The sequence below is a fragment of the Euzebya tangerina genome (genome assembly GCF_003074135.1).
Lineage (GTDB): Bacteria > Actinomycetota > Nitriliruptoria > Euzebyales > Euzebyaceae > Euzebya > Euzebya tangerina.
Genome location: NZ_PPDK01000001.1, coordinates 963,241 through 985,037, shown reverse-complemented (window position 1 = coordinate 985,037; position 21,797 = coordinate 963,241). Strand labels below are relative to the sequence as shown.

Sequence of the window (21,797 nt, the reverse complement as noted above, 5' to 3'; positions counted from 1 at the left end):
GCTGCGGTGGGCATCGTCGCCCGGTGACCCGCACCCAACCCTCGTCCAACCTCGCCCTGCTGACCGACCGGACGTTCGGGCCCTACTTCGCCGGCAACCTCATCTCCAACGCGGGGAACTGGATCCAGAACATCGCGGCCGCAACCGCGGTGTTCAACCTGACTGGGTCGGCGACGCTCACCGGGGTGGTCAGCGGGGCGCTCTGGCTCGGCTCGCTGCTGCTGCAGCCCTACGCCGGTGCGCTGAGCGACCGGATCAACCGTCGGCTCCTGCTGTTCGCCGGACAGTCGCTGTCGCTGGTCGCCGCTGCCGTGCTGGCGGTCTGGACGGTCGTGGTCGGGTTGGACGGACTACCCGGACCGTGGCCCATCATCGGCGTGACGGTGGTGATCGGGATCGGGCAGGCCCTGGCCATCCCGGCCAGCCAGGCCCTCGTGCCGGCGCTCGTCCGCCCGGACGACCTCGAGCCCGCGATCGCCTTGAACTCGGTGACCTACACCCTGGGCCGGTCCATCGGGCCGGTGGCCGCTGCCGGCATCCTGTTCCTGGGAGGAGCGACTGCCGGGTTCGTGGTCAACGCGTTCACCTTCCTGCCGCTGCTGATCGCGCTGTGGGTGATCGACCCTCGAGCAATGCCCGCCGCGGAGGGCGACGGCTCGATCCGCGAGGGCCTCGCCTACCTGCGGGACACCGCTGGAGTGGTCGGGATCATGCTGGTCGTCACGGCCATCGGGTGGACCAGCGACCCGCTGAACACCCTCTCACCCGCGATCGCTCAACGGGTCGGCGGGGGCGACGCGTTGGTCGGGATCTTCGTCGGCGCCTTCGGTCTCGGCGCCGCGGTGATGGGGACGCGCGTGACGCAGGTCCGACAGCGGGTGGGCGCGGACCGGACAGCGCGAGGGGGGCTGGTGGTGTTCGGGCTCTCAGTGGCCACGTTCGGCCTGGCGCCCGCCGCGTGGGTCGGGGTGACAGCGATGCTGGTCGCCGGCGTCGGCTTCCTCTGCGCACTCACGACGATCACCACCTGGGTGCAGGAGGTGGTCCCCGATCAGCTCCGTGGCCGCGTCATGGCCGTGTGGGGTGTGGCGTTCCTCGGATCTCGGCCCTTCGCAGCGGTGATCGACGGGGCGCTGGGCGACGCGCTGACCCCCGGCATTGCAACGGTGATCGCTGCTGTGCCGGTGGTGGCGGGAGCGGTGTGGATGCCCTCGATCAGCCGGGTGCCAGACCCCGCGGCGTGAGCGCGCGCGGGTTCGGCGGCGGCCTCACGCCGGAGTCGCCGTTGCCTCCTCCCGCGCCTCCAGATGGTGGTGTACCGCCGCGATGACGACCGACCCCTCCCCCACGGCCGAGGCGACTCGCTTCACCGATCCCGACCGGACATCACCGACGGCCCAGATCCCGCGGCGGGACGCGACGTACGGATCGCCATCGTGGCCGGTTCGGACGAACCCCTTGTCGTCGAGTGCCACCAGACCCTCCAGCCACTCGGTGAACGGGACGGCGCCGATCATGAGGAACAGTCCGGCGGCCTCGACCCGGCGGGTGGTGTCGTCGGCATTGTTGGTCAGCGTGACCTCCTGCAAGCGGCCCTCGCCGTGGACGGCCGTCACCTCGGTCTGGTAGTGGACGCTGATCCGAGGGTGGGTGGTGACGCGGTCGGAGAGGTAGGAACTCATCGAGGAGGCCAACGACCCCCCGCGGACGACGAGGTGGACGTGGTCGGCGGAGTCAGCCAGGTGCATGGCGGCCTGGCCAGCCGAGTTGGCGCCGCCCACGATGACGGCGGTGCTGCCGTGACACCGGCGCGCCTCCAGGTCGGTGGCGGCGTAGTAGACCCCCGCGCCCTCCAGGTCCGACAGTCCCTCCAGCGGCAGACGCCGGTACTGCACGCCGTTGGCCAACACCACCGCGGCCGTGTGCAGGACGTGGCCGTCGTCGAGGGTCAGATCATGACCGTCACCACACGGCTCGAGCGACACGGCGCGACGAGGGATCGCCAGGCGTGCGCCGAACTTGACGGCTTGGATGAGGCCGCGGAAGGCCAGCTCGCTGCCGCTGACGCCAGTGGCGAACCCGAGGTAGTTCTCGATCCGCGACGAGGTGGCGGCCTGCCCACCCACGGCGGTGTCATCGACGGCCAGGACGCACAGACCCTCGGAGGCGCCGTAGACAGCGGCCGCCAGCCCCGCCGGACCGGCACCCACGACGATGACGTCGTAGCTCTCGTGGTGCTCCCGGACCAGATCCATCCCGAGGGCGGAGGCGATGTCCCGTGGTTCGGGGTTCGCCAGCACGCGCCAGTCGGCCGTCACAGCGGCCGTCCCGTCATCGGGGAGGTCGCACTGCTCAGCCACGCGGGCCAGGGCGTCGGTGTCGTCCCGGTCGACGAAGGTGTGCGGCAGCAGGCTCCGCTTGGCGAAGGTCAGCAGACGGGTCGTGGCCGGGTCGTTCACCCGACCGACCAGCGTGAGTCCGCCCTCACCCCACTCGTAGAGCAGCCGTCGCCGGGCTGCCAGCGCCGGGACGATCACGTCGGCGAATGCCGGCACGGTGGTGAGGAGGTGGAGGAAGCGATCACGAGGAACCCGCAGCAGGCGGGTCGGTCCGGCGGTGACCCCGGCGAGGAAGGCGGACTGGCCGAGCAACATGCCGAGCTCCCCGATGAAGTTCGGGGCGCCGATCCGGCTGACCTCACGGTCGCCAGCCCGGTCGACGATGCGGATGCTGCCCTCCAGCACCACCGCGAAGTCGAAGTCGCTCTCACCCACCTCGAACACCACCTCGCCGGCTGCCAGATCCTCGATCTGTCCCTCGTGGTGCAGCAGCTCCTGGATCTCGGCGGAGAGGTCTGGCCAGGCAAGCCGTCCCAACATGGATTCTCGTTCGGGGGCCCTGGTGGTCGTCCCGATGTGGTCGGTCGATGCGGCGTCGTTCGTCACGCCCGCCATGCTACGAATCTCATCCATCCCGTGGTCCGAGTGAGGAAACGGCGTGGTCGGGGCAGGCTGCCGCCATGGATGAAATGACGGCACTGGTCACCGGCGGCAACCGAGGAATCGGTCTGGCGGTGTGCCGACAGTTGGCCGCGGCCGGCCACCGGGTCCTCTTGGGCACGCGCGATGCCGCCGCGGGGAAGGACGCGGTCCGGTCGCTCGAGGGCGACGTGACGTCGGTCGTCGTCGACGTGTCAGACACCACCTCGGTGCAGGCAGCCGTGGCCCGCATCGACCGGCTGGACGTCCTGGTCAACAACGCCGGTGTGGACTACGACACCGACCAGTCCGTGGTCGGCGCCGACCTCGACCGGGTCCACCGCGCCTTCGAGGTCAACCTGTTCGGGGCGTGGCGGATGATCCAGGCCTGCGCGCCGCTGCTGCGGACGTCGGGCCAGAGCCGGATCGTCAACGTCTCCTCCGGTTCCGGCGCGCTCTCCGAGATGGGGGCCGGCACCCCTGGATACTCGACGGCCAAGGCGGCGCTCAACGCGCTGACGGCAACGGCGGCGGCCGAGCTCCGGCGAGAGGGGATCCTGGTCAACGCGGTCTGTCCGGGTTGGGTGCGGACCGACATGGGCGGCCAGGCAGCCGACCGCTCCCCGGATGAGGGTGCGGCGGGAGTGGTGTGGGCGGCAACCCTCCCCGACGACGGGCCGACCGGCGGCTTCTTCCGGGACGGGCGTCGGATCGAGTGGTGACCAGCGCGCGTCAGGGTCGCACGACGGCCGCCGGGACCGATGGGATCATGTCCTCGTCGGCGTAGCACCAGGCCCAGGTCTCGCCGGGCTCGAAGGAGTGCACGACCTGGTGCTCGGTGGCCCCGTTGTGGGCGGTGGCATGCCGCTCGGGAGAGGAGTCACAGCAGCCCACATGGCCACAGCCCAGGCACAGGCGCAGGTGGACCCACCGGGTGCCCTGGTCCAGGCACTCCTCGCAGCCGTCCGGCGTCCGGGGTTCGACGGGGGTCAGGTCCGACAGGTGGGAACATGGCATGCGATCGTGCTCCTCCAGAGGTGCCGTGTCGTGTGGGTGTCCGAGCCTAACCGCTGATCCGACCCCGATCGATCGATCGGGGATGCCACATGATCCGGCGCTGGCGGGTACTCACCATGCGATGCACGACGTGGTGCCGCCCGGGTACCGCTCGACGAGGACGGAGACCCCATGCCAACGACGTCGTTTCGAACAGACCACGAGGTCAGCCAGTGAGCGCCGTGGCGGTGATCGGCCTCGGCGCGATGGGCACGATCATGGCACGCAACGCAGCCGCGGCTGGCCACGATGTCCGCGTCTGGACGCGCAACCAGCAGCGGCTGCCCGACGTGGCCGAGGCGGTGGGAGCGACGGCAATACCTTCTCCTGCCGACGCAGCCAGCGGCGCCGAGGTCGTCATCGTCATGGTCAGCGACGACGCTGCCTCACGGGCGGTGTGGACCGGCGAGCACGCGGTGCTGCGGGCGCTGTCGCCTGCCGCGGTCGCGATCGACGCCTCGACGCTGTCGCCGACCTGGAGTTCGGCCTTGGCGCAGGCGGCAACAGAGGCTTCGCGCCCGATGTTGGTCGCGCCGGTCATCGGCTCGACGCCGCAGGCGACCGCAGGAGAGCTCGTGCAGTTGGTTGGCGGCGACGCGGCCGTGCTGGACCGCGTCCGTGCCGTGCTCGAGACCAGCGCGTCCCGGATCCTGCACGTCGGGCGTGCCGAGGACGCGGCCCATCGGAAGCTGATGGTCAACGGCTGGCTGGCCGGACAGACCGCCCTGGCAGCCGAGCTGCTGCGGCACCTGCGGTCGACCGGCGTGGCGCTGGAGGATGCTGCGTCGTTCCTCAGCGGGCTGCCGCTCACCTCACCGGTGCTGGAGGGCGTGATCACCCGGATGGCCGCCGGGGATGACGAGCCGCGGTTCCCCATCCGCCTGGTGGCCAAGGACGCCGGATACCTGGCGGAGGCTGCTGGCCAGCGGCCATACCTGGACGCGCTGGCGCAGGCGTGGAAGATGGCAGCTGACCAGGCCGGCGATCGTGACCTGGTCGGCTACCTGCAGACCATCGAAGGGTGAGGCGTGGAGTTCCGAGAGCTGGAGGCGTTCGTGGCCGTCGCCGAAGAGTTGCACTTCGGCGAGGCCGCCCGCCGGCTCCACGTCTCGCAGTCGGCGCTGAGCGAGCAGATCCGTCGGCTGGAGGCCGACTTGGGAACCGAACTGCTGCACCGTACCTCTCGCCGAGTTGAGCTCAGTGCCGCCGGGGTGGTCTTCCTCGAACGCTGTCGTGCGCTCCTCGAGGATGCCGCCCTGGCGGTGGAGTCCACCCGCCGTGCTGCTGACGGCAGTGCCGGGCACCTCCGGATCGGCTACGTCGGATCGACCCTGTACGGCGTGGTGCCCGTCGTCGTCGGGCGGATGCGTCGGACTCACCCGGGCGTGACGTTGGAGCTGGTCGAACGCAAGACCGCTCCACAGGTGGAGACACTGCGGGACGGGACCCAGGACATCGGCTTCGTGCATCGGCCCCCGACCGAGCCGGACGGCTTGGCGCTGCACGATCTGGAGGACGAGGCGGTCCACGTCGTCATGCCCGACGGCCACGCGCTGGCCGACCCGACGGGGGCGATCGGGTGGGGCGAGCTGGCCGGCCATGACGTCGTGCTGTTCCCACGGGACCTGGAACCAGACACCTATGACCTCTTCGTCGATGGGGCCGCCCGTGCTGGTGTGACGTTGCAGGTCGTGCAGGAGGCGACGGGGCTGCCGACGATCCTCGGGCTGGTGCGTGCCGGGATCGGCATCGCGTTCGTCGTCGAGTCGGTGGCGGAGACACTCGATCCGGCGGTGTTCGCCACCCGCGAACTGGCGACGGGTCTGCGGGTGACCATTGCGCTGGCCTGGGACCCCGACTCGACGAACCCGGCGGTTTCGACGATCCTGCGGCTGGCCCTGCCGGCTGGTGCGTGATCACGCAGGGCCAATTGTCACCAACTTGTATTTATCAGCCATCGCCGTCTGTCACCCGCAGAGCAAAGCCATCACCCACGCTCGAGCTGAGGGGCTCCCGCCATGGCCACACACCGCACCATCACCGTCCTGTCCGTCCTGGCTCTGGCACTGGGGTTGGTGACCGTGCCGCTGCCGGAGCCAGCGGAGGCCGCCACCTGCCAGGCACTCCCCCACACCCAGCGGGTGCGCAGCCTCGACATCGACTTCGACCAGTGCTACGCCGAGGACATCACCGTCGACGGCGAGACGATCGAGGTGGTCATGTACTACCTGGAGGACGACCTCCAGGTGAACCTCGATCGGTGCCTGCAGGGCGATGACTCCGCCGCGGGTGAGCTGAACCAACCGGCGGACGGTGACGAAGACGACCCCTCGGACGACGACGGCATCCCCGACCGGTGCGAACACGCCATCGCCGACATCGATGATGCCAACGGCGACAACACCTTGGTCACCAACCTGGTGGACGAGATCGACATCGCGTTGGACTTCTACGCCTCGATCGACTTCGACGCCCTGGGTGGGGAGACCACCATGGAGGTGTTCATCGCCGAAGACCCTCTGGGCGGCGGGGTGCCGAGCGGCACGCGGATGAACTTCGATGACGACCTGGTCGATTCCAACTCCTTCTCCTACAACCGCGCGGTGCCCTTCCACGAGATGCAGCACCTGGTGCAGCGCTTCGCTGGGATCAGTGGCCACACCGCGTTCACCAGCGAAGGCCTGGCGCGGGCGACCCAGGACCGTTGGGACCCCGTCTCTGACGTGCAGAACTCCTTCGGCTTCATCACCGACGCGAACCGGCTGCTGGTCAATGCGATTGACGACGACGATGCCCCCGGGGGCTACCGCCGCCTACCAGGCGACCAGCTCAGCTACCGCGGGATGAGCTGGTGGACCTGGTTCATGGACACCTACACCGCGCCTGGCGAGGCCCAGCCCGCCACCGGATGGCAGGCCGTTGACGACTTCTACACGACGTTGGCCGACGAGCAGGACCAGTGGGTCGCCCTGGAACAGGTCATCGCCGATCGTGGTGGGGACTTCCGGCAGGACTTCATCGACTACACGCTGGCGCTCTGGGCCCACGACTACACACCGGCCGACCCGCGCCTGACCTTCGAGGACCCGGAGTACGTGGGCGACACCGCGGCCTTCGACGGCCACATCACGCGTGGCCCCGTCCCACCGATCGAGCAGACGATCGACCTGCTCGCCGACCGGTCTGCGCGGTACCTGGAGATCCAGCCGAACGGCGCCTGCGATTACGCGGTCTATGACTTCGAGACCGCCTTCGACTCCACCTTCAGCGTGATGCGTGTGAGCGCCGGCCAACTCGACCAACGCTGGAGTGCCGACGGCACCGAGTGGTCCCGCGCAGTCCCCACCGATGGGGCCGACGCTGTGATCGGGGTCATCACCACCGATGACGCGGCAACCGTCGCGGCCACGAACTGGGGGTGCGCGCAGCCCGAGGTGGAGGTGACGCTGCCCACAACAACAGCCACTGCCTTCGCCGGTCTCGCCAGTGACCCCCGTCGCTTCATCGCCCGAGTCGAGGTCACGGCAGACGGGGCACCGATCAGCGGTCTTCTGCCGGACGACTTCGACGTGCACCTGAATCTGGCGGACGGCGGTCCGGACATCCCCGTGAACATCGTCACAGGCGCCTACACCGGCGACGACTACTGGCTCCTCCTCCAAGCCCCCGGCGAAGGGGCCGGAGCGAACACCGGATCCCTCTACGACCTCACCGTTGAACTGGGGACGGCCAGCAGCACGAGCTCGAGGTCGGTGGCGTACTGGGAGCGCACCCTGGACCGGGTCGTCGTGATGGACACCTCAGGCAGCATGGACAACGTCGCCGGCAAGTTGGAGGCCGCCCAGAACGCGGGGATGCTGATGAGCATGGAGCTGGTGGCAGGCGATCAGGGCGGCTTCGTCTCCTTCGACTCCGTCGCCACGGTCGAGACCCAACTCGCCCCGATCGACGACGCCCACCGTTCTGAGCTCGAGGGAGACATCCAGGACGTCAACGCCGGCGGGGAGACCTCAATCGGCGCCGGCCTGCTGGCCGCGTCCCAGGAGATCGCCGACCGCGGCGAGGACGACCACGTCTGCACCTACGCCGTCTTGAGCGATGGCGCGGAGAACACGCCCCCCTTCGTCGCTGATCTCGAGGAGCAGCTCACGGAGGACGGCTGCCCGATCGACGCGGTGGCCTTCGGTCCTGAGGCGGACGAGGCGCTGATGGAGGAACTGGCCGACTTCGTCCCCGGCAGCACCTATGACTACGCTCCGGTGAGCGGCCAGGTGCCGCTCGCACCGGGCACGCCGACGGTGAACGAGGGCATCGTGGGTGGTGGAGAGGTCGGCTGGGAGAATCACGTCGGCCGGGTCTACGACCGTGCGCTGACCGAGGCCGCCGGTCGTGAGCGGCTGCTCAGCGTGGCCGGCAACGGCTTCGGCGAGTGCACCACACCGCTGGCGATCGCCGACTTCAGCGATCGTGAGGAGCTGGAGGTCTACAGCGTCGGCGAATCGTTCACTTCCGGCGGTGTTTCCGTCGCCGGCTCGCCGTTCAACGCCGGCGACACCTCGGAGAACGGCTCGCTGGAGATCCGCCCGTCCAACGGGCCGGGCGAAGCCTCACCGCTGCTGGCCACACTCGGACTCAACGCCGCCTTCGACTTCGAGCAGGATCTCTGCGGCGGCCGCCTGGTGTTCGTCGACGCCGGCTCCACCGTGCAGCTGGAAATCAACGACCAGCGCGTGGTGACGGATCGTGTGGCCGACCTGGACGGCCAGACCATCGGTGGCGTCGAGGTCGAGGTCATCCTCGTGCCCGGTGCCGGCGACCGGGTCGGCACCCTGCGGCTGGATGGCCCGATGGACGGCTTCATCATCGGCGGTAGCGACCTGGCCGTGGACGACGTGACCGGCCTCGGCGCCTCCGCGGGACTGCCCATCGAGGTGGACCCCTCCAGCGATGTGCTGCTGGTGGCGACCTCCTGGCAGGAGGCCTCGGACGGCGGGCCCATCACGCAGTTGGTGGACCCCAGCGGCAGCCCTGCAGTTGGCACCGCCCGTCGGATCTCAAGCCAAGGCATCGCCGAGGTCTGGGAGGTCCAGGACCCGCAGCCGGGCACCTGGCGACTGACCGCCGTCGACATCGGTCAGGAACTGGTGGTCAACGCCAGCGCCCGGACCGACCTCGCCTTGGACCTGCTGCCCTTCCCCGCTGACATCGGCAACGGTGATGAGGTCACCGTCCGGGCGAGCTTCGTCGACGTGGATGGGCCGGTGACCAGTGCGGAGGTCGTCGCGACCGTGGCCGCCCCCGATGGACCGACCACCGAGATGACCCTGTTCGACGACGGGGACCACGGCGACGGGCTGGCTGACGACGGCATCTACGCCAGGAGCTACCAGACGGGGGCAGCGTTCGACAGCCCCGACACCTCTGGCTCCTACCTCGTGAACGTCGTGGGCCACACGGATGGCAACCGTCGGGAGGACCAGGGCTCATTCAGCGCCGAACGCACACCCGACGAGGACGACGACGGGCTGCCCGACCCCTGGGAGGTCGACCATGGCTTGGACCCGACCGACCCGACCGACCCGACCGGCGACCCTGATGGCGACGGGATCCCGAGCGGCTGCGAGTTCGACGCCGGCACCCACCCGGACACCTCCGACACCGACGGTGGCGGTGACCGCGACGATGCCGAGGTCGACCCCGCGACCTGCACGCCGCGCCCCGACCGCGACCCTCGCGATCCCGACGACGACTCGGTGGGGCCCCTGACCAGTGCCTGGCTGGCCGCCGAGCTGGACGGCGACGGTCTGCCGCTCCTCCACGTCGCGTGGGGCAGCACGTCACGAGGTGAGCTGGACACCGTGGACCTGTGGTGCAGCGTGGACGGCGCCCCGTTCGTCCAGGTGGCCAGCGGCCTGACGGGTCGGTCCCACCACATCGGCGATGTATCCGATGGTGAGCAGTGGCAGTGCCGCATCCATCCGTGGTTCGTGCCCGAGGGCGGCGGGGCGCCGCTCCCCGGAGCCGTGGTGCTGACCGGTCAGGCGACCGTGAGCGACGACCCGTTCGCGCCGGTTGGCTCGGTCGTGATCGACGGTGGCGCGGCGTCGACCCGGGATACCACAGTCCGGCTGGATCTGGAGGTGAACGATCGGCTGCCCGGCCACACCCACGACGAGGAGGACCGGGCCGTGCCCGGTGACGCACCTGGCGCGATCGAGATGCGGATCGGCAACGACGTCGACCTGAGCGATGAGCCGTGGCAGCCGTTCCGGACGGTTGTTCCCGAGTGGGATGTGGGCGCCGTGCGTCCGGGTTCGGTCGCGACGGTGTACGTGGAGTTCCGCGACACCGCCGGCAACGTCGGCGGCCAGGACCAGGGCTTCGACGACATCCTCGTCGTCGGCAGTGAGCGCCTGGAGGGCCCATCCCGGGTGGAGACCGCGGTGGAGATCTCTCGCGCAGACTTCCCCGACGGCGGCGCGGGTGCCGTGGTGCTCGCCACGGCCGACAAGTTCCCCGACGCGGTCGCCGGGACGTCGCTGGCGGTCCAGGAGGGCGCCCCGATCCTGCTGACGCAGGCCGACACGCTGCACCCGGCGACGGCTGAGGAGATCGCCCGTGTGCTGCCGCGCGGACGGCCGGTGTTCGTGCTGGGCGGAACCGATGTGGTGTCCGATGGCGTCGCGCAGATCGTGGCCGACATGGGCCATCCGGTGGAGCGGTTCGCCGGGCCCACCCGGTTCGAGACAGCGGTCGCGGTCGCCGATGCGCTGGACGGACCACGGGTTGTGATGCTCGCGACCCATGACGACTTCGCCGCCGCGCTGGCGGCCGGCCCCGCAGCCGGTGTGCACGACGGCGCCATCCTGCTCTCGGCGGCCGATCAGCCGCATCCGGCGACGGACGCCTGGCTGGCTGCACATCCGGGGGCGCAGGTCGCCGCGGTCGGTGCGTTGGCGGTCGCGGCCTACCCCTCGGCAGAGGCGGTAGCTGGGGCGTCACGCGAGGGCACCTCGGTGGCCGTCGCCGAGCGCTGGTTCGTCGACCCGGGTGTCGTCGGGCTGGCCCGGTCGAGCGTGTTCGCCGATGCCCTCACGGGCGGTCCGCACATGGCACGGCTGTACGGGCCGTTGCTGCTGACGCCGGATGACGCGTTGGATCCAGACGTGGCGGCCTACGTCTGCAGTGAGTCGGACGTGGCCGGGTGGTTCACGTATGGCGGATCGGACGCGGTCTCGGACTCGGTCGTAGACGATCTCTCGGACCGGGTGTCGGGCACAGGCTGCTGATCAGCTGGTTCGGCGTTGGGTGATCCTGGCCGCCGCGTCGCGCGAGGTGGCCTGCCCCTCCTCTCCGTCCGACCCACTGCTGCTCCCGAGAGCGGAGTCGGCCGTGGATCGTCGGACCGAGTCGGCCACCGCGCACTCCGGCTCTCCCCGCCTGGCCGAGCGGCGAATCATCCACTGACCGATCGCAGGCACGGCCCACGTTGACACGCGCTCTCGTGTCTGCGTTCATGGGGCCCGTCGGGTGCATCGCCGCCGCCATCGTTCGACATCGGAGAAGCAACGGGAGTGAGCCTCCTCGTATTCATCCCCATGTACAACTGCGCTCCACAGATACCCCGTGTCGTCGCGCAGTTCGACAACCCGGCAGTCAAGCCCTGGGTCGATGCGATCGTCTGCATCGACAACCGCTCGACCGACGGCACGGTCGAGGCAGCCGCCGCCGCGCTGGCCGACGCGCCGGTGCCGACCCGGGTGATCCTGCAGAACGACGAGAACTATGGGCTCGGCGGCTCCCACAAGGTGGCGATCGAGTTCGCGATGGCGAACGACTACGACCACCTCGTCGTCCTGCACGGTGACGACCAAGGCTCGATCACCGACCTCGTCCCCATGCTCGAGGCCGGTGCCCACGAGGACGTCGACTTCCTGCTGGGCGCACGGTTCCTGCCCGGTTCGCAGCTGGAGAACTACTCCACCGTCAGGACCCTGGCCAACCACCTCTTCAACTGGATCTTCTCGGCCGTCTCGGGCAGGCGGCTGCACGACCTCGGCTCGGGGCTGAACCTCTTCGGCGTCGACCGGTTCGCCGACGGGTTCCACCGTCGCTTCGCCGACGACCTGACCTTCAACTACTACCTGATCCTGGCGCTCGCGGCGCGGAACGAGCGCCTGGCGTTCTTCCCGCTCACCTGGCGCGAGGAGGACCAGGTGTCCAACGCGAGGCTCGGCCGCATGGGACTGAAGATGCTCGCCCTGCTGGGGCGCCGGCTGGCAGACCGACGAGGGTTCTTCCAGGCCGAGCACCGCGAGCGGCCCAGGGCGAGCTACCCGGCCACCGAGTTCAGCCGATGGAGCGGGTGAGGCGGCCGGAGAGCCGGGGGGAGCACGGTCACGACACCGACCTCCGGCCAGGCCCGGTCATGACACGGCGGTGGCGCATCGGAGCGGTCGTCGTCGCCAGCCTGCTCGCGGTGACCGCTGCGGTGTTCCTCGGGCCGGTGGCCACGCGGATCTCCGTCGGAGCCGTCCTCGCCTCCGGCCTTCTCTACCTCCTCAGCCACGTGCTGCGTGCCATGCGACTGGCGGCGCTGTCGGTGGACATGCTCGGGGTGTCGGGTCGGACTGCCGCAACCGTGCACCTGGTGACCACACCCCCGTCCCTGGTCCTGCCCTTCAAGTCTGGTGAGCTCTTGCGCTTCCACGAGCTGTGGCGACTGGGTGGGACGGCCATCTACGCCGTCGTGGTGCTGCTGCTCGACCGCATGTTCGACTCGCTCTTCCTGGTACCGGTCTTGCTGGTGCTGCTGGCTCAGGACGCCGCGCCAGCCCTCTTCGGCGTCCTCATCGCCCTCGCTGCGATCGTGCCCCTGACCGTGGTCTTCGTCGGTCCGCGCCTCCTCGGCGACGTCCAGCGATACGTGCTCCTCAACCACAACAGCGCCCACACCCTCTCGGTCCTGCGGTCGATCGACACCGTCAGACAGGTCGTGGTGCACGGCGCCGAGGTGGCACGTCGGCGCGGACCGGAACTGTGCGTCCTCTCGCTGCTGATATGGCTGCTCGAGTTCACGTTCTGCTGGCTGGTGATCGTCGCTGCGGGGGGTGGTGGTGTCACCGACTCGCTCCTGCTACTCGGGCAACGCCAGGTCGCCTACCTAGGGGGCGTGGCGGGGGCTCCAGCCGTTCGGATCTCCTTCGCGATCGCCCTACTCGCCGTCCTGACCCCGTGGCCTGTCGTGACCGGGCTCTACCTGCTCCGTCGCGGTGAGGAGCCTCGACGCCCACCCGCACTCGCCCGAATGAGGATGACCTCCCGATGAGCGCCGAACTGCACGTCATCCTCGACGACCGCGAAGTACCCCCGCCAGAGGTACGCCGCCTGGTGGGCGACATCCACTTCGGCGATCTCCTCAGGCGCCGACAGCGGTACCGCGATGAGGTGACCGCGGCGGCCGCCTCGGCGGACGAGGTGACCGTGCTCCGGTCCGACGAGGACGCCGACCGTCTCATCCGCCGCATCGAGTCCGCCCGCGGGGGGACATCGTGGCTCCGGCTGCCACTGGTCGCCGCACCGCTCGACGTCTCGAGGCTCGACTTCCTCATCAAGAAGATGCGCTACGCCGTCGAACCCACCTTCCTCGCGCCCCTGCTGGATGACGACGCCCCCATGGTCCTGCCGGCCCGCGACATGGTGGCGCTGCTGGCCACCCGAGACCGCCGCGAACGCCGCTCCGAGGTCCTCCGCCTGGCTGAGACATCGCCGACGGCATCCCACGATGTCACCTTCGTCGATCTGCGCCGACCCGAGGCCCTGCGTGCCTTCCTCGCCGGCGCCACCGAGCCGCGCGCCTCGAACCGGCTGACCGTCGACGCCGGCATTCTCGTCAAGCGGTCGCAGGACGTTGCGAAGATGCGCGCCGAGCACGGCTTCTTCACGCTGGCCCCACCTCGGATGCGCCGCTTCCTCCTGCCGACGTTCGACTTCGAGGAGTCCAGCGGGACGGCCTCCTACCGGATGGAGTACGTGCGAGTCCCGGATGCGGCCCTGCAGTTCGTGTTGGGCCGCCTCTCCGAGGACGCCTTCGACCAGCTGCTCGATCAGTTCTTCGACTACCTCGACAGCCGAGACGCCGACGTGGTTGGTCGACCCGCGGTACGGGACGCCGGCCGCAACCAGATCCTCGACAAGATGCACCGTCGTCTGGGGGACTTCTTCGAGATGCCCGAGGCTGCTCAGCTGGAATCGGTCCTGGCCGTCGCCGGCGTGCCCGGTGGCTTGTCCTCGCTCGCGGACCGCGCAACCCGGCTGGTCGAGTCGGCGCTGGACGACAGCTATGCCGATCGGCTGACGTTCAGCCACGGGGACCCCTGCCTCTCCAACATCCTGTTCGAGGAGCGCATCGGCCTGATGCGGTTGATCGACCCGCGTGGGGCCGTGGTGCGCGAGGACGCGCTGCTGCATCCGCTCTACGACCTGGCGAAGTTCTCCCACTCCGTGTGCGGCGGGTATGACTTCGTCAACAACGGGCTGTACTCCGTCGAGGTCGACGACGGGCTTGGACTGGACCTGCAGCTGCACCGGGGAGGCCCCCCTCCGTGGATGCACAAGGCGTACCGCGCGCGGCTGGATCGTCACGGCTGGGACTACGACCAGGTCCGGGCGGTCGAGGCGTCGCTGTTCCTCTCCATGCTTCCCCTCCATCGCGAGCACCCGCGCAAGCTGCTGGGCTACGTCCTCATCGCCCGGGACATCCTCCAGGAACTGGAGGGCCATGCGGTGACCAGGGGGCACCGGTGAGCCGAACGCAGACGGTGGGGACGGTGGCGATCACCATGGCGGGCCGCGGCAGTCGCTTTCGCCAAGCTGGGTACGACCGCCCGAAGTACGAGATCGAGGCGCTCGGCGCCCCGCTGTTCGACTGGTCGATGCGGAGCCTCGAGGTGTTCAGGCTGGCCGGCTGGCGCTTCTGCTTCGCCGCACGGAGCGGCGTCGGTGCGGCGGCGTTCATCGGCGAACGAGCCGACGCCCTGGGCATCGCCGCTATCGACGTCCTCACACTCGACGAGGAGACCGACGGCCAGGCGACCACCGCGCTGCTCCTCGCCGAGCTCGCGGTCGCGCAGGCACCGCTGGTGATCTACAATATCGACACCTTCGTCGACCCCGCCGTCCTCGATCCGCCCACGCCCGAGGTGTGCGGCGGGTGGATTCCGTGCTTTCCTGCGCCTGGCGAGGGCTGGTCCTTCGCCCGCACCAACGCCGATGGCGACGTCGTCGAGCTGCGCGAGAAGGTGCGCATCTCCGATCACGCGACCATCGGCCTGTACTGGTTCGACAGCGCGGCCCGCTACATGGCGGCCTACGAGTCCTACTACGAAGTTCCCGACCGCGAGGAGAAGGGTGAGCGCTACGTGGCTCCGCTGTACAACCAGCTGATTGCCGATGGCGCAGCCGTTCGGATCTCGAGGCTCGCGCTGGAAGATGTCGGCATGCTCGGCACACCCGAGCAGGTGGCCAACTTCACGACCGATCCGCCTGCGGCTGCCGTGGGCTTGGCGCGCAGCTCTCGATCACGCTGATCCGACCGGCTCGTCTGCATCAGCAGCGGCGGCATCGCGGTCCAACCCGACACGACGACGCAGTGCGCGCCACATCCGATCGAAGGGCAGGAACAGCACCGCCAGTGCGGCCACGACGTGCAGACTCGCCACGACGATGATGTCCTCGCGGGTCGGCGCACGTCCGATGCGGACGGTGATGTGGGAGACCCAGTCCCACGTCTCGGGGAAGGGGTCGGGCCACGACGGGTCGTCGTTGACGGTGAAGTAGGCGAGGTCCTCCAGGCCGGAGATCATCAGCAGCAGCAGCGCGATGGCGAGGCGGAAGGTCTTGCCCGGGGGTCCGCCGCCCAGCCGGTAGGCGAGCACCAGGGTCAGGATCACGTAGGGAGCGGTGATCAGCAGGATCGCGTACAGGTCCTCGAAGCTCTCGCGGTTGAACGTGATCTTCGGCACCAGGTACAGGAAGAACCCGAGGTAGGCAGCAACCAGGAGCAGCGCCTTGACCGCAAACCGGTCGATCACAGCACGGTCGACCGTCGCGATCGCCGTTGCGGCGAAGACGAACGGCAGCAGCTTGAAGATGAAGATCCCGAGGCTCCTGACCTCGCGCTCCTGTGGCAACACGAACAGCACGACGGCGGCCAGAGCCACCGCCAGGACGGTGGACACGAGGGCCACCGCGTTGCTGCGGAGAAGGTCGGCCGTGGTGTCCCCGCGGGTCTCGCGGTGTGCGGTGGGGGCACTCATGCCGCTGCACCATGTCCGGCTGTTTCATGCCCGGCTGTTTCGCGGTCGTGCACGGCCCGTCTTCGGAGTCGCCCGAGCGACCGACTGACCGTCTCGGAGTGCGCCAGGAACCGCCAGGCGTCCGGGTCCAACCCGTAGCGCAGGAGCGTCAGGGCGAATCCGAGCGCCGGAAGTGGGTCGCGGTGGGACAGGACGTCGAAGTGGGTGTTTGCGTCGTGGTGGAAGAAGCTCGGGTCCATCTGGAGGCGGTCGGGGTTGGTCACGAAGTGCAGCAGGTCATACGGCAGCAGGCAGCGGGTCACGACACCCGTCCGCGGGGTCGGCAGGACCGTGGGCTCCCGTCCGGTGACGAGGTCGACCAGCAGCGTGGGGAACGACACCCCGGCGTGGATCGGAGCCTGGAGTGGACCCCAGAACCGTGGGTTCACCTCCATCAGGACCGGTGTGCCATCCCGCGGGTCGATGAGGAAGTCGACGCCGGCAACCCCGACCCAGTCGACCGCATCGAGGAGCTGACAGGTCAGGTCGACGAGGTCGGGCCGGTCGACGGATCGTTGGACCGTCGAGACCCCGACGCCGAACGTGGCGGGGTAGTGCCGCAACTCGTGCATGGCGGTCGTGGCGATGAAGCGGCCGGAGGCCGACCGCAGCGCACCGACGTGGAACTGCGGGCCGGGTGGGATCATCTCCTGCACCAGCGGATCGGTGTAGCGGCTGTGGACCTCGGCGTACAGGGCCGGGAGTTCGGCTCGATCCGCGGTCCACCGCAACCCCCGAGACGCCCAATTCCTACGGGGCTTGATGACGACCGGCATGCGCAGGTGCGCGGTTTCGGCGGACACCCGGGCCGGACTCGACGGCTGGACCGTGCGCGGGTGCGGGACACCGATGCGCTCGGCCAGGGCGATGGTCTGGGCCTTGTCGCGGAACACGCTGTAGGTCGCTGCGTCGGGCCAGGGCAGCACGGTGTGCGCCTCGACGCGGTCCCGCGAGTCGAGGATCAGGTCGAGGGTGTCCTGCTCCATCGGGATGAGGCAGTCGTGGTGGTTCCGCGCGAGGTGGTGCTCGAGGACCTCGAGGAACCCGTCTGGATCAGTCCGAACCGACGGGTGCAAGAGGCGACGGTCGCAGTGACGGGAGAAGAACGAGATGTTCATCCGGGTGGACTCCGCCACCGTCGTGGCGATCCCGTTGCGATCGAGGTCCCGAGTCGCCGCCAATGTGCGGCGGATCACGCCGTCGGTGAGGAGCACCCTCCGTCTCACTGCGAGCCCTCCTCATCCTGTCCTCCGGGGGCGTCTCCGAAGGCTTTGCGGTACACGACGAAGGTGCCCTCCCCGAGGAGGACCCCGCGCCACCACCGGCGTATCCGGTCGACCTCGGTGTAGCCGAGCTTGGCCACCAGGCGGTGTGATGGGACGTTCGGCGCAGCAACCAACACGGTGGAGGACTGATAGCCAGCGCGTGCCGCCATCCGCTCACCCTCGATGACCAGCGCGTAGGCGATGCCTCCACCCCGATGAGCAGGGTCGATCGCTGCGTTGCGCATGTAGACCCCGTGCTCGGGGGGCGTTGCGACGGTGATGATGAGGCGGCCGAGGACGATGAAGCGCAGGGCTCCCAGAACCCCGAGAGGGCGCAGGGCAGTCACCCGCGATCGCAGCGGCGCCGACGGTTCAGCAGGCGTCTCGTAGGCGACGACGCCCACCGCGTCGGCGCCGACCCGGGCGAGCACGATGCCGGCCGTCGGATCCTGTCGGCAGCGGCGCAGGTTCGTGAGCACGGCGAGCTTGGTGGCTGTCGAGCGGCTGCCCATCAGGAGTGTGAACAGTTGTGGGAAGCTCTCCAGGACGAGGCGCTCCGCCACCTCCTCCTCCCCCGGCTGTGCGGGCGCGATCTGGACGCTCACGGTCAGCCCGGAGCCTCGTCACGGCGTCGTCGCGCGTCGAGCACGGCGGCCACGAGACGGTCGGCTGCGCGGGGGCGCACTCCGAGGACGAGTGAGCGTGGCTCCATCCGTGCTCCCATCTTCTTCTTCAGGGTGTAGGTGGTGGTGCCCAGCGACAGGCGACGTGCCCCGAGATCGAGGGCGTGGCGGACGGTCTCGGTCATCAGCAGGTGATAGGCGAAGCTCGGCTCGGTACGCGGATAGTCGAGGCCGATCCACTTCACCAGGACTGACCCGTAGCTGGCCAGGAGCAGGACGCACGCGATCGTATCGCCGTTCTGACGGGCGATCAGCAACCGCGCGTGGTCATCGTCCAGCCGGGGTCGGGCGTGCCCGACGGCTCCGGACCGCCACAGCACCGCGTTGCCGTGGCGCTCCGCCACGCTGGCCAGCAGGTGATCCACGTGATCGTCGTCGACCTCGCTGAGCGCGACCCCCTCCACGTGGACCCCGTGGTCACCCGCCCGGCTGCGCACCCTGCGGATCTCGGCGCGGTGCTTGCGCGGTCGATCCTGCTCCCACTCCTCGTAGGTTCGCGCCGACAGGTCGAGCACGGCGTCGGGTGGCAGCGTCACCTCCGGCAGCGTGCGGTTGCTCGTCAGCAGGTCCCTGCGAGCGGGATCGAGATCGCTGAACGCGATGAACGGTGCTCGCTCGATGACGCCGAGTCGTCGCACGGCGGTGACGAGCTGGTCGGTGATGCTGGCGGTGTCGCTGGCGGGATGGACCAGCAGCCCGGTCCGGTTCAGCACCGGCACCGTGCACGTCAAGGGGGGAAGCAGACGGATGGTCGCGGACGCCAGGCGGCGAAGCGCGGCGTTGTCCAGCAGGATCGAGGCGTGGGCGGTCCGCTGGAGGTGGCAGGTCGCCAGGCCGCGCAGGTCGCCGCCGCTCCAGAGCAACACGTAGCGCGGTTCGAAGTCGGCCAGGCATCCTTCGAGGAAGCGCAACCAGCGGTGCTGACCGAAGGGTTCGGTGCCGGCGACGGCGTCCCACCGTTCGGGGTCGACGTCGTCGACGGACCTCGCGTAGGTGATGCGGGTCACCAGGCGGTCGACGGTTCGTGCGTGGGCATGGGACTCCTCTAACGCACCATCGGCGGAAGCGGTGCGACACGTCGATCCGACATGACCGTTGCGGTGCGGCGGCCCATCTCGACCGCGAGGATGACTGCCGCGACGACGTACCCCCACACCCCGCCCAGGTGTCCTCCTGCTGCTGCGAGCACCACCGTCGCGGGGATGCCGATGGCCAGGGCGATCCAGAACGCCACAGCAGCATCCGATGGTCGATCCAGGGCCTGCAGCACGCCCTGCAGGACGATGGCGGCGAACAGGAAGGGGACAGCGACGGCCAGGACCCTCAGCACCTGGGCGGCCGGCGCGAACTCCTGTCCGAACAGGAGGGGGACGACCCACGACGCGGTCCAGCCCACGAGGACGCTGAGCGGAACGCCGAGGGCGACCGTGGTCATGAGGAGCCGGCGGACGAGTGTGGTGGCCTCGTCGGAGTCGGCCGCACGCGCGGCACGCGAGAGGGTGGGGAAGGCGCTGTTGATCAGGATCAGCGGGAGGTTGACCAGCGCGAGGATCAGCAGGTACACGGCGTTGAACCACCCCACCTCGGCGTCGGTGCCGAACCGCTCGATCACGACAACCGCTTGTCGGTCGAAGACGAGCAGGCCGAGCAGGGCCCAGGTGAAGGGCAGGTTGGTGACCAGTGCCCGACGGGCTGTGGCGACGGACCTCGGTAGTCGCACCCGGACGCCTCGGCGGCGCAGCATGGTCCACCCGACTGCGGCGGCAATAAGCGATGCCGCGGCGTAGCTGAGTGCGGCCACGGTCTGGAGACGCTGGTCGGATCCCCCGAGCGTGAGCAAGCCGACGACGAGTGCCGCCGTCAGCGCGCCCTGCACGCCGACGATGAGCGTCTGGCCGCGCATCTCCTCGCGGCCCCGGAGCACAGCCGTGGACAGCAGCACCGAGGCGTTGGCGAGGGCGTGGACGAAGAGCAGGATGACGACTGGCCAGGCGATGTCCTGGCCGAACACGAGGATCGCGACCAGCACTGCTCCCGGGAGGAGAGCCAGGGTCCGCACCGCGACGACGGTGCCCAGCACCTGGTCAACGGTCTCCGCCCCCTCAGTTGGGTCTCGTTGCCCCGGGTGAGCGCGAGCGGTGCTGCGGACGACCAGGTTCTCGAGCCCGAGGTTTGCGGCCAGGCTGAACGCGACGAACAGCGTGAGGGCGTAGGAGAAGACCCCGAACGAGGTTGCGCCGAGCGCCCGGCCGACCAGCGCGGCGGCGACGAAGCCGAGGCCCCTGGCAAGGACGGTGCCGGCGACGAGCCACCCGGCGTTGCCCGCCAGCCGGCGACGTCCATCCAGGTCCATGCGGCGCTCCGTGATCCAGCATCTCGGGTTCTGACCCGTCGGTGTCGAGCGTACCGAGTACACACTGCGGCACCGGACGCATCGACGTCGTCGACCGCCCCCTCGGGCCACCGTCGCGGACTGGCTCAGCCGAGCGTGATGAGCGAGGCCACGCCGAGGGCATACAGGGCCAGGATGCCGATCCCCTCGAAGCCGATGTGGCGCTCCTCGCGCTCGAGCATCCCGGCGGCCAGGACCGCGGTCATGACAACTGTCAATGCCATGAGGAAGACCGCGCGGGTGTCCGCCAGGTGGTACACCGAGCCCTCACGCAGCGTGACGTCGGCAACGGCGACGAAGAGCACATCGAAGGTGTTGCCCCCGATGATGTCGCTGACAGCCAACGTCAGGGCCCCGATCCGTACGGCGGTCACGACCGTGACGAGTTCGGGAAGGGAGGTGATGACGCTGGTGAACAGCGCCCCGACCAGAGAGCCGGACAGACCGGTATCGGCAGCGATCGAGAGCCCTGCAGTCGCAACCACCCAACCGGTTCCGCCGACGACGATCGCCAGGAAACCGAACTCCGCGATCAGCCGTCGGTTCGACACCCCGAGACCGTCCTCGTCCGGTTCGTCGACCACCGTGTCGTCGGTCTGCTCCGGCTGCCACATCGGCGCTTGGCGTGCGCGGCGTGCCTGCGCCAACCCGTAGAGGTACAGACCCACCAGCAGCACCGTCGCCGGATGGATGCCGAGCACGGTCACATCCGGACTTCCCGTGGCAGCAAGAACGACGCCGATGAGGCTGGTCAGCACCAGGGCCTGGACCATGTTCGGGACCGACGCCGCTGCATGTTCGAGGTTGGTACGCCGGTACGACAGGTCCGCGATGGCCAAGAAGGTCGTCTGCGCGGCGATGCCACCGACGGCGTTGGAGACCGCGAACCCGGCATCACCCGACGCTGCACCGACGACCGTGGTGACCAGGCCGGGTAGGGACGTCGCGGCGCCGAGCAGCACCGCGCCGGCGAGCGCCTCCCCGATCCCGAGACGGTCGGCGAGGGCATCGACGACCTTCGTCAGTCGGACACCCGCGGTCACCAGGACGCCACCGGAAACCAGCAA

At 69.5% G+C, this 21,797-nt stretch carries 17 protein-coding genes; 9 read left to right on the top strand and 8 right to left on the bottom strand.

Annotation, left to right across the window (positions count from 1 at the left end; all coding sequences use genetic code 11):
- Window positions 1-23: 23 nt before the first annotated feature.
- Window positions 24-1,244 (top strand): MFS transporter, encoded by a 1,221-nt coding sequence (locus C1746_RS04590; protein WP_162867387.1) that lies wholly within the window; start codon window positions 24-26, stop codon window positions 1,242-1,244.
- Window positions 1,245-1,268: 24 nt separating this feature from the next.
- Here the strand turns inward: C1746_RS04590 and C1746_RS04585 are convergent, their stop codons facing one another.
- A complete protein-coding gene (locus C1746_RS04585) occupies window positions 1,269-2,945 on the bottom strand; it encodes an FAD-dependent oxidoreductase (RefSeq protein WP_162867386.1) in 1,677 nt (558 codons plus the stop codon).
- Window positions 2,946-3,019: 74 nt separating this feature from the next.
- Between C1746_RS04585 and C1746_RS04580 the strand changes: the two genes are divergently transcribed.
- The gene (locus C1746_RS04580) at window positions 3,020-3,700 is read left to right on the top strand and encodes an SDR family NAD(P)-dependent oxidoreductase (RefSeq protein ID WP_205711713.1); all 681 of its coding nucleotides are present in this window, start codon (window positions 3,020-3,022) and stop codon (window positions 3,698-3,700) included.
- Between the two features lie 10 nt (window positions 3,701-3,710).
- Here the strand turns inward: C1746_RS04580 and C1746_RS04575 are convergent, their stop codons facing one another.
- Complete coding sequence (locus tag C1746_RS04575) at window positions 3,711-3,995, bottom strand: UBP-type zinc finger domain-containing protein (protein ID WP_116713492.1); 285 nt, start codon at window positions 3,993-3,995, stop codon at window positions 3,711-3,713.
- 212 nt (window positions 3,996-4,207) lie between these two features.
- Here C1746_RS04575 and C1746_RS04570 point away from each other — a divergent pair, with 212 nt between their 5' ends.
- The 7 genes from C1746_RS04570 to C1746_RS04540 all read left to right on the top strand — a co-directional run bounded on the left by C1746_RS04570 (window position 4,208) and on the right by C1746_RS04540 (window position 15,622).
- Complete coding sequence (locus C1746_RS04570; protein WP_162867385.1) at window positions 4,208-5,059, top strand: NAD(P)-dependent oxidoreductase; 852 nt, start codon at window positions 4,208-4,210, stop codon at window positions 5,057-5,059.
- 3 nt (window positions 5,060-5,062) lie between these two features.
- Complete coding sequence (locus C1746_RS04565) at window positions 5,063-5,950, top strand: LysR family transcriptional regulator (protein WP_116713490.1); 888 nt, start codon at window positions 5,063-5,065, stop codon at window positions 5,948-5,950.
- A 102-nt stretch (window positions 5,951-6,052) separates the two neighbouring features.
- The gene (locus tag C1746_RS04560; RefSeq protein WP_116713489.1) at window positions 6,053-11,323 is read left to right on the top strand and encodes a cell wall-binding repeat-containing protein; all 5,271 of its coding nucleotides are present in this window, start codon (window positions 6,053-6,055) and stop codon (window positions 11,321-11,323) included.
- A 285-nt stretch (window positions 11,324-11,608) separates the two neighbouring features.
- The gene (locus C1746_RS04555; protein WP_205711712.1) at window positions 11,609-12,403 is read left to right on the top strand and encodes a glycosyltransferase family 2 protein; all 795 of its coding nucleotides are present in this window, start codon (window positions 11,609-11,611) and stop codon (window positions 12,401-12,403) included.
- 59 nt (window positions 12,404-12,462) lie between these two features.
- The gene (locus C1746_RS04550) at window positions 12,463-13,362 is read left to right on the top strand and encodes a hypothetical protein (protein ID WP_162867384.1); all 900 of its coding nucleotides are present in this window, start codon (window positions 12,463-12,465) and stop codon (window positions 13,360-13,362) included.
- Entirely contained in the window at window positions 13,359-14,840 is a 1,482-nt protein-coding gene (locus C1746_RS04545; RefSeq protein ID WP_116713486.1) for a hypothetical protein, read from the top strand. Before C1746_RS04550 ends, C1746_RS04545 begins: the two co-directional genes overlap by 4 nt.
- Window positions 14,837-15,622 (top strand): glycosyltransferase family 2 protein, encoded by a 786-nt coding sequence (locus tag C1746_RS04540; RefSeq protein ID WP_205711711.1) that lies wholly within the window; start codon window positions 14,837-14,839, stop codon window positions 15,620-15,622. The genes C1746_RS04545 and C1746_RS04540 overlap by 4 nt, the downstream gene beginning before the upstream one ends.
- Here the strand turns inward: C1746_RS04540 and C1746_RS04535 are convergent.
- The 6 genes from C1746_RS04535 to C1746_RS04510 form a co-directional block, all read right to left on the bottom strand.
- The gene (locus tag C1746_RS04535; protein WP_116713485.1) at window positions 15,614-16,351 is read right to left on the bottom strand and encodes a hypothetical protein; all 738 of its coding nucleotides are present in this window, start codon (window positions 16,349-16,351) and stop codon (window positions 15,614-15,616) included. The two genes, C1746_RS04540 and C1746_RS04535, sit on opposite strands and share 9 nt — an antisense overlap.
- Window positions 16,348-17,616, bottom strand: a complete 1,269-nt coding sequence (locus C1746_RS04530; RefSeq protein WP_162867383.1) for a carboxylate--amine ligase — start codon at window positions 17,614-17,616, stop codon at window positions 16,348-16,350. Before C1746_RS04530 ends, C1746_RS04535 begins: the two co-directional genes overlap by 4 nt.
- Window positions 17,613-18,260 (bottom strand): GNAT family N-acetyltransferase, encoded by a 648-nt coding sequence (locus C1746_RS04525; protein ID WP_116713483.1) that lies wholly within the window; start codon window positions 18,258-18,260, stop codon window positions 17,613-17,615. The genes C1746_RS04530 and C1746_RS04525 overlap by 4 nt, the downstream gene beginning before the upstream one ends.
- Before the next feature lie 2 nt (window positions 18,261-18,262).
- The gene (locus tag C1746_RS04520; protein WP_162867382.1) at window positions 18,263-19,345 is read right to left on the bottom strand and encodes a GNAT family N-acetyltransferase; all 1,083 of its coding nucleotides are present in this window, start codon (window positions 19,343-19,345) and stop codon (window positions 18,263-18,265) included.
- A 38-nt stretch (window positions 19,346-19,383) separates the two neighbouring features.
- Window positions 19,384-20,691 (bottom strand): oligosaccharide flippase family protein, encoded by a 1,308-nt coding sequence (locus tag C1746_RS04515; RefSeq protein ID WP_116713481.1) that lies wholly within the window; start codon window positions 20,689-20,691, stop codon window positions 19,384-19,386.
- Window positions 20,692-20,816: 125 nt separating this feature from the next.
- Window positions 20,817-21,797 (bottom strand): sodium:calcium antiporter, encoded by a 981-nt coding sequence (locus C1746_RS04510; protein ID WP_276309952.1) that lies wholly within the window; start codon window positions 21,795-21,797, stop codon window positions 20,817-20,819.

Excerpts from the sequence above, each read along its gene's own strand:
- C1746_RS04580 (WP_205711713.1), top strand. The coding sequence starts at position 3,020 with ATGGATGAAATGACGGCACTGGTCACCGGCGGCAACCGAGGAATCGGT.
- C1746_RS04575 (WP_116713492.1), bottom strand. The coding sequence starts at position 3,995 with ATGCCATGTTCCCACCTGTCGGACCTGACCCCCGTCGAACCCCGGACG.
- C1746_RS04560 (WP_116713489.1), top strand. The coding sequence starts at position 6,053 with ATGGCCACACACCGCACCATCACCGTCCTGTCCGTCCTGGCTCTGGCA.
- C1746_RS04550 (WP_162867384.1), top strand. The coding sequence starts at position 12,463 with ATGACACGGCGGTGGCGCATCGGAGCGGTCGTCGTCGCCAGCCTGCTC.
- C1746_RS04545 (WP_116713486.1), top strand. The coding sequence starts at position 13,359 with ATGAGCGCCGAACTGCACGTCATCCTCGACGACCGCGAAGTACCCCCG.
- C1746_RS04535 (WP_116713485.1), bottom strand. The coding sequence starts at position 16,351 with ATGAGTGCCCCCACCGCACACCGCGAGACCCGCGGGGACACCACGGCC.
- C1746_RS04515 (WP_116713481.1), bottom strand. The coding sequence starts at position 20,691 with ATGGACCTGGATGGACGTCGCCGGCTGGCGGGCAACGCCGGGTGGCTC.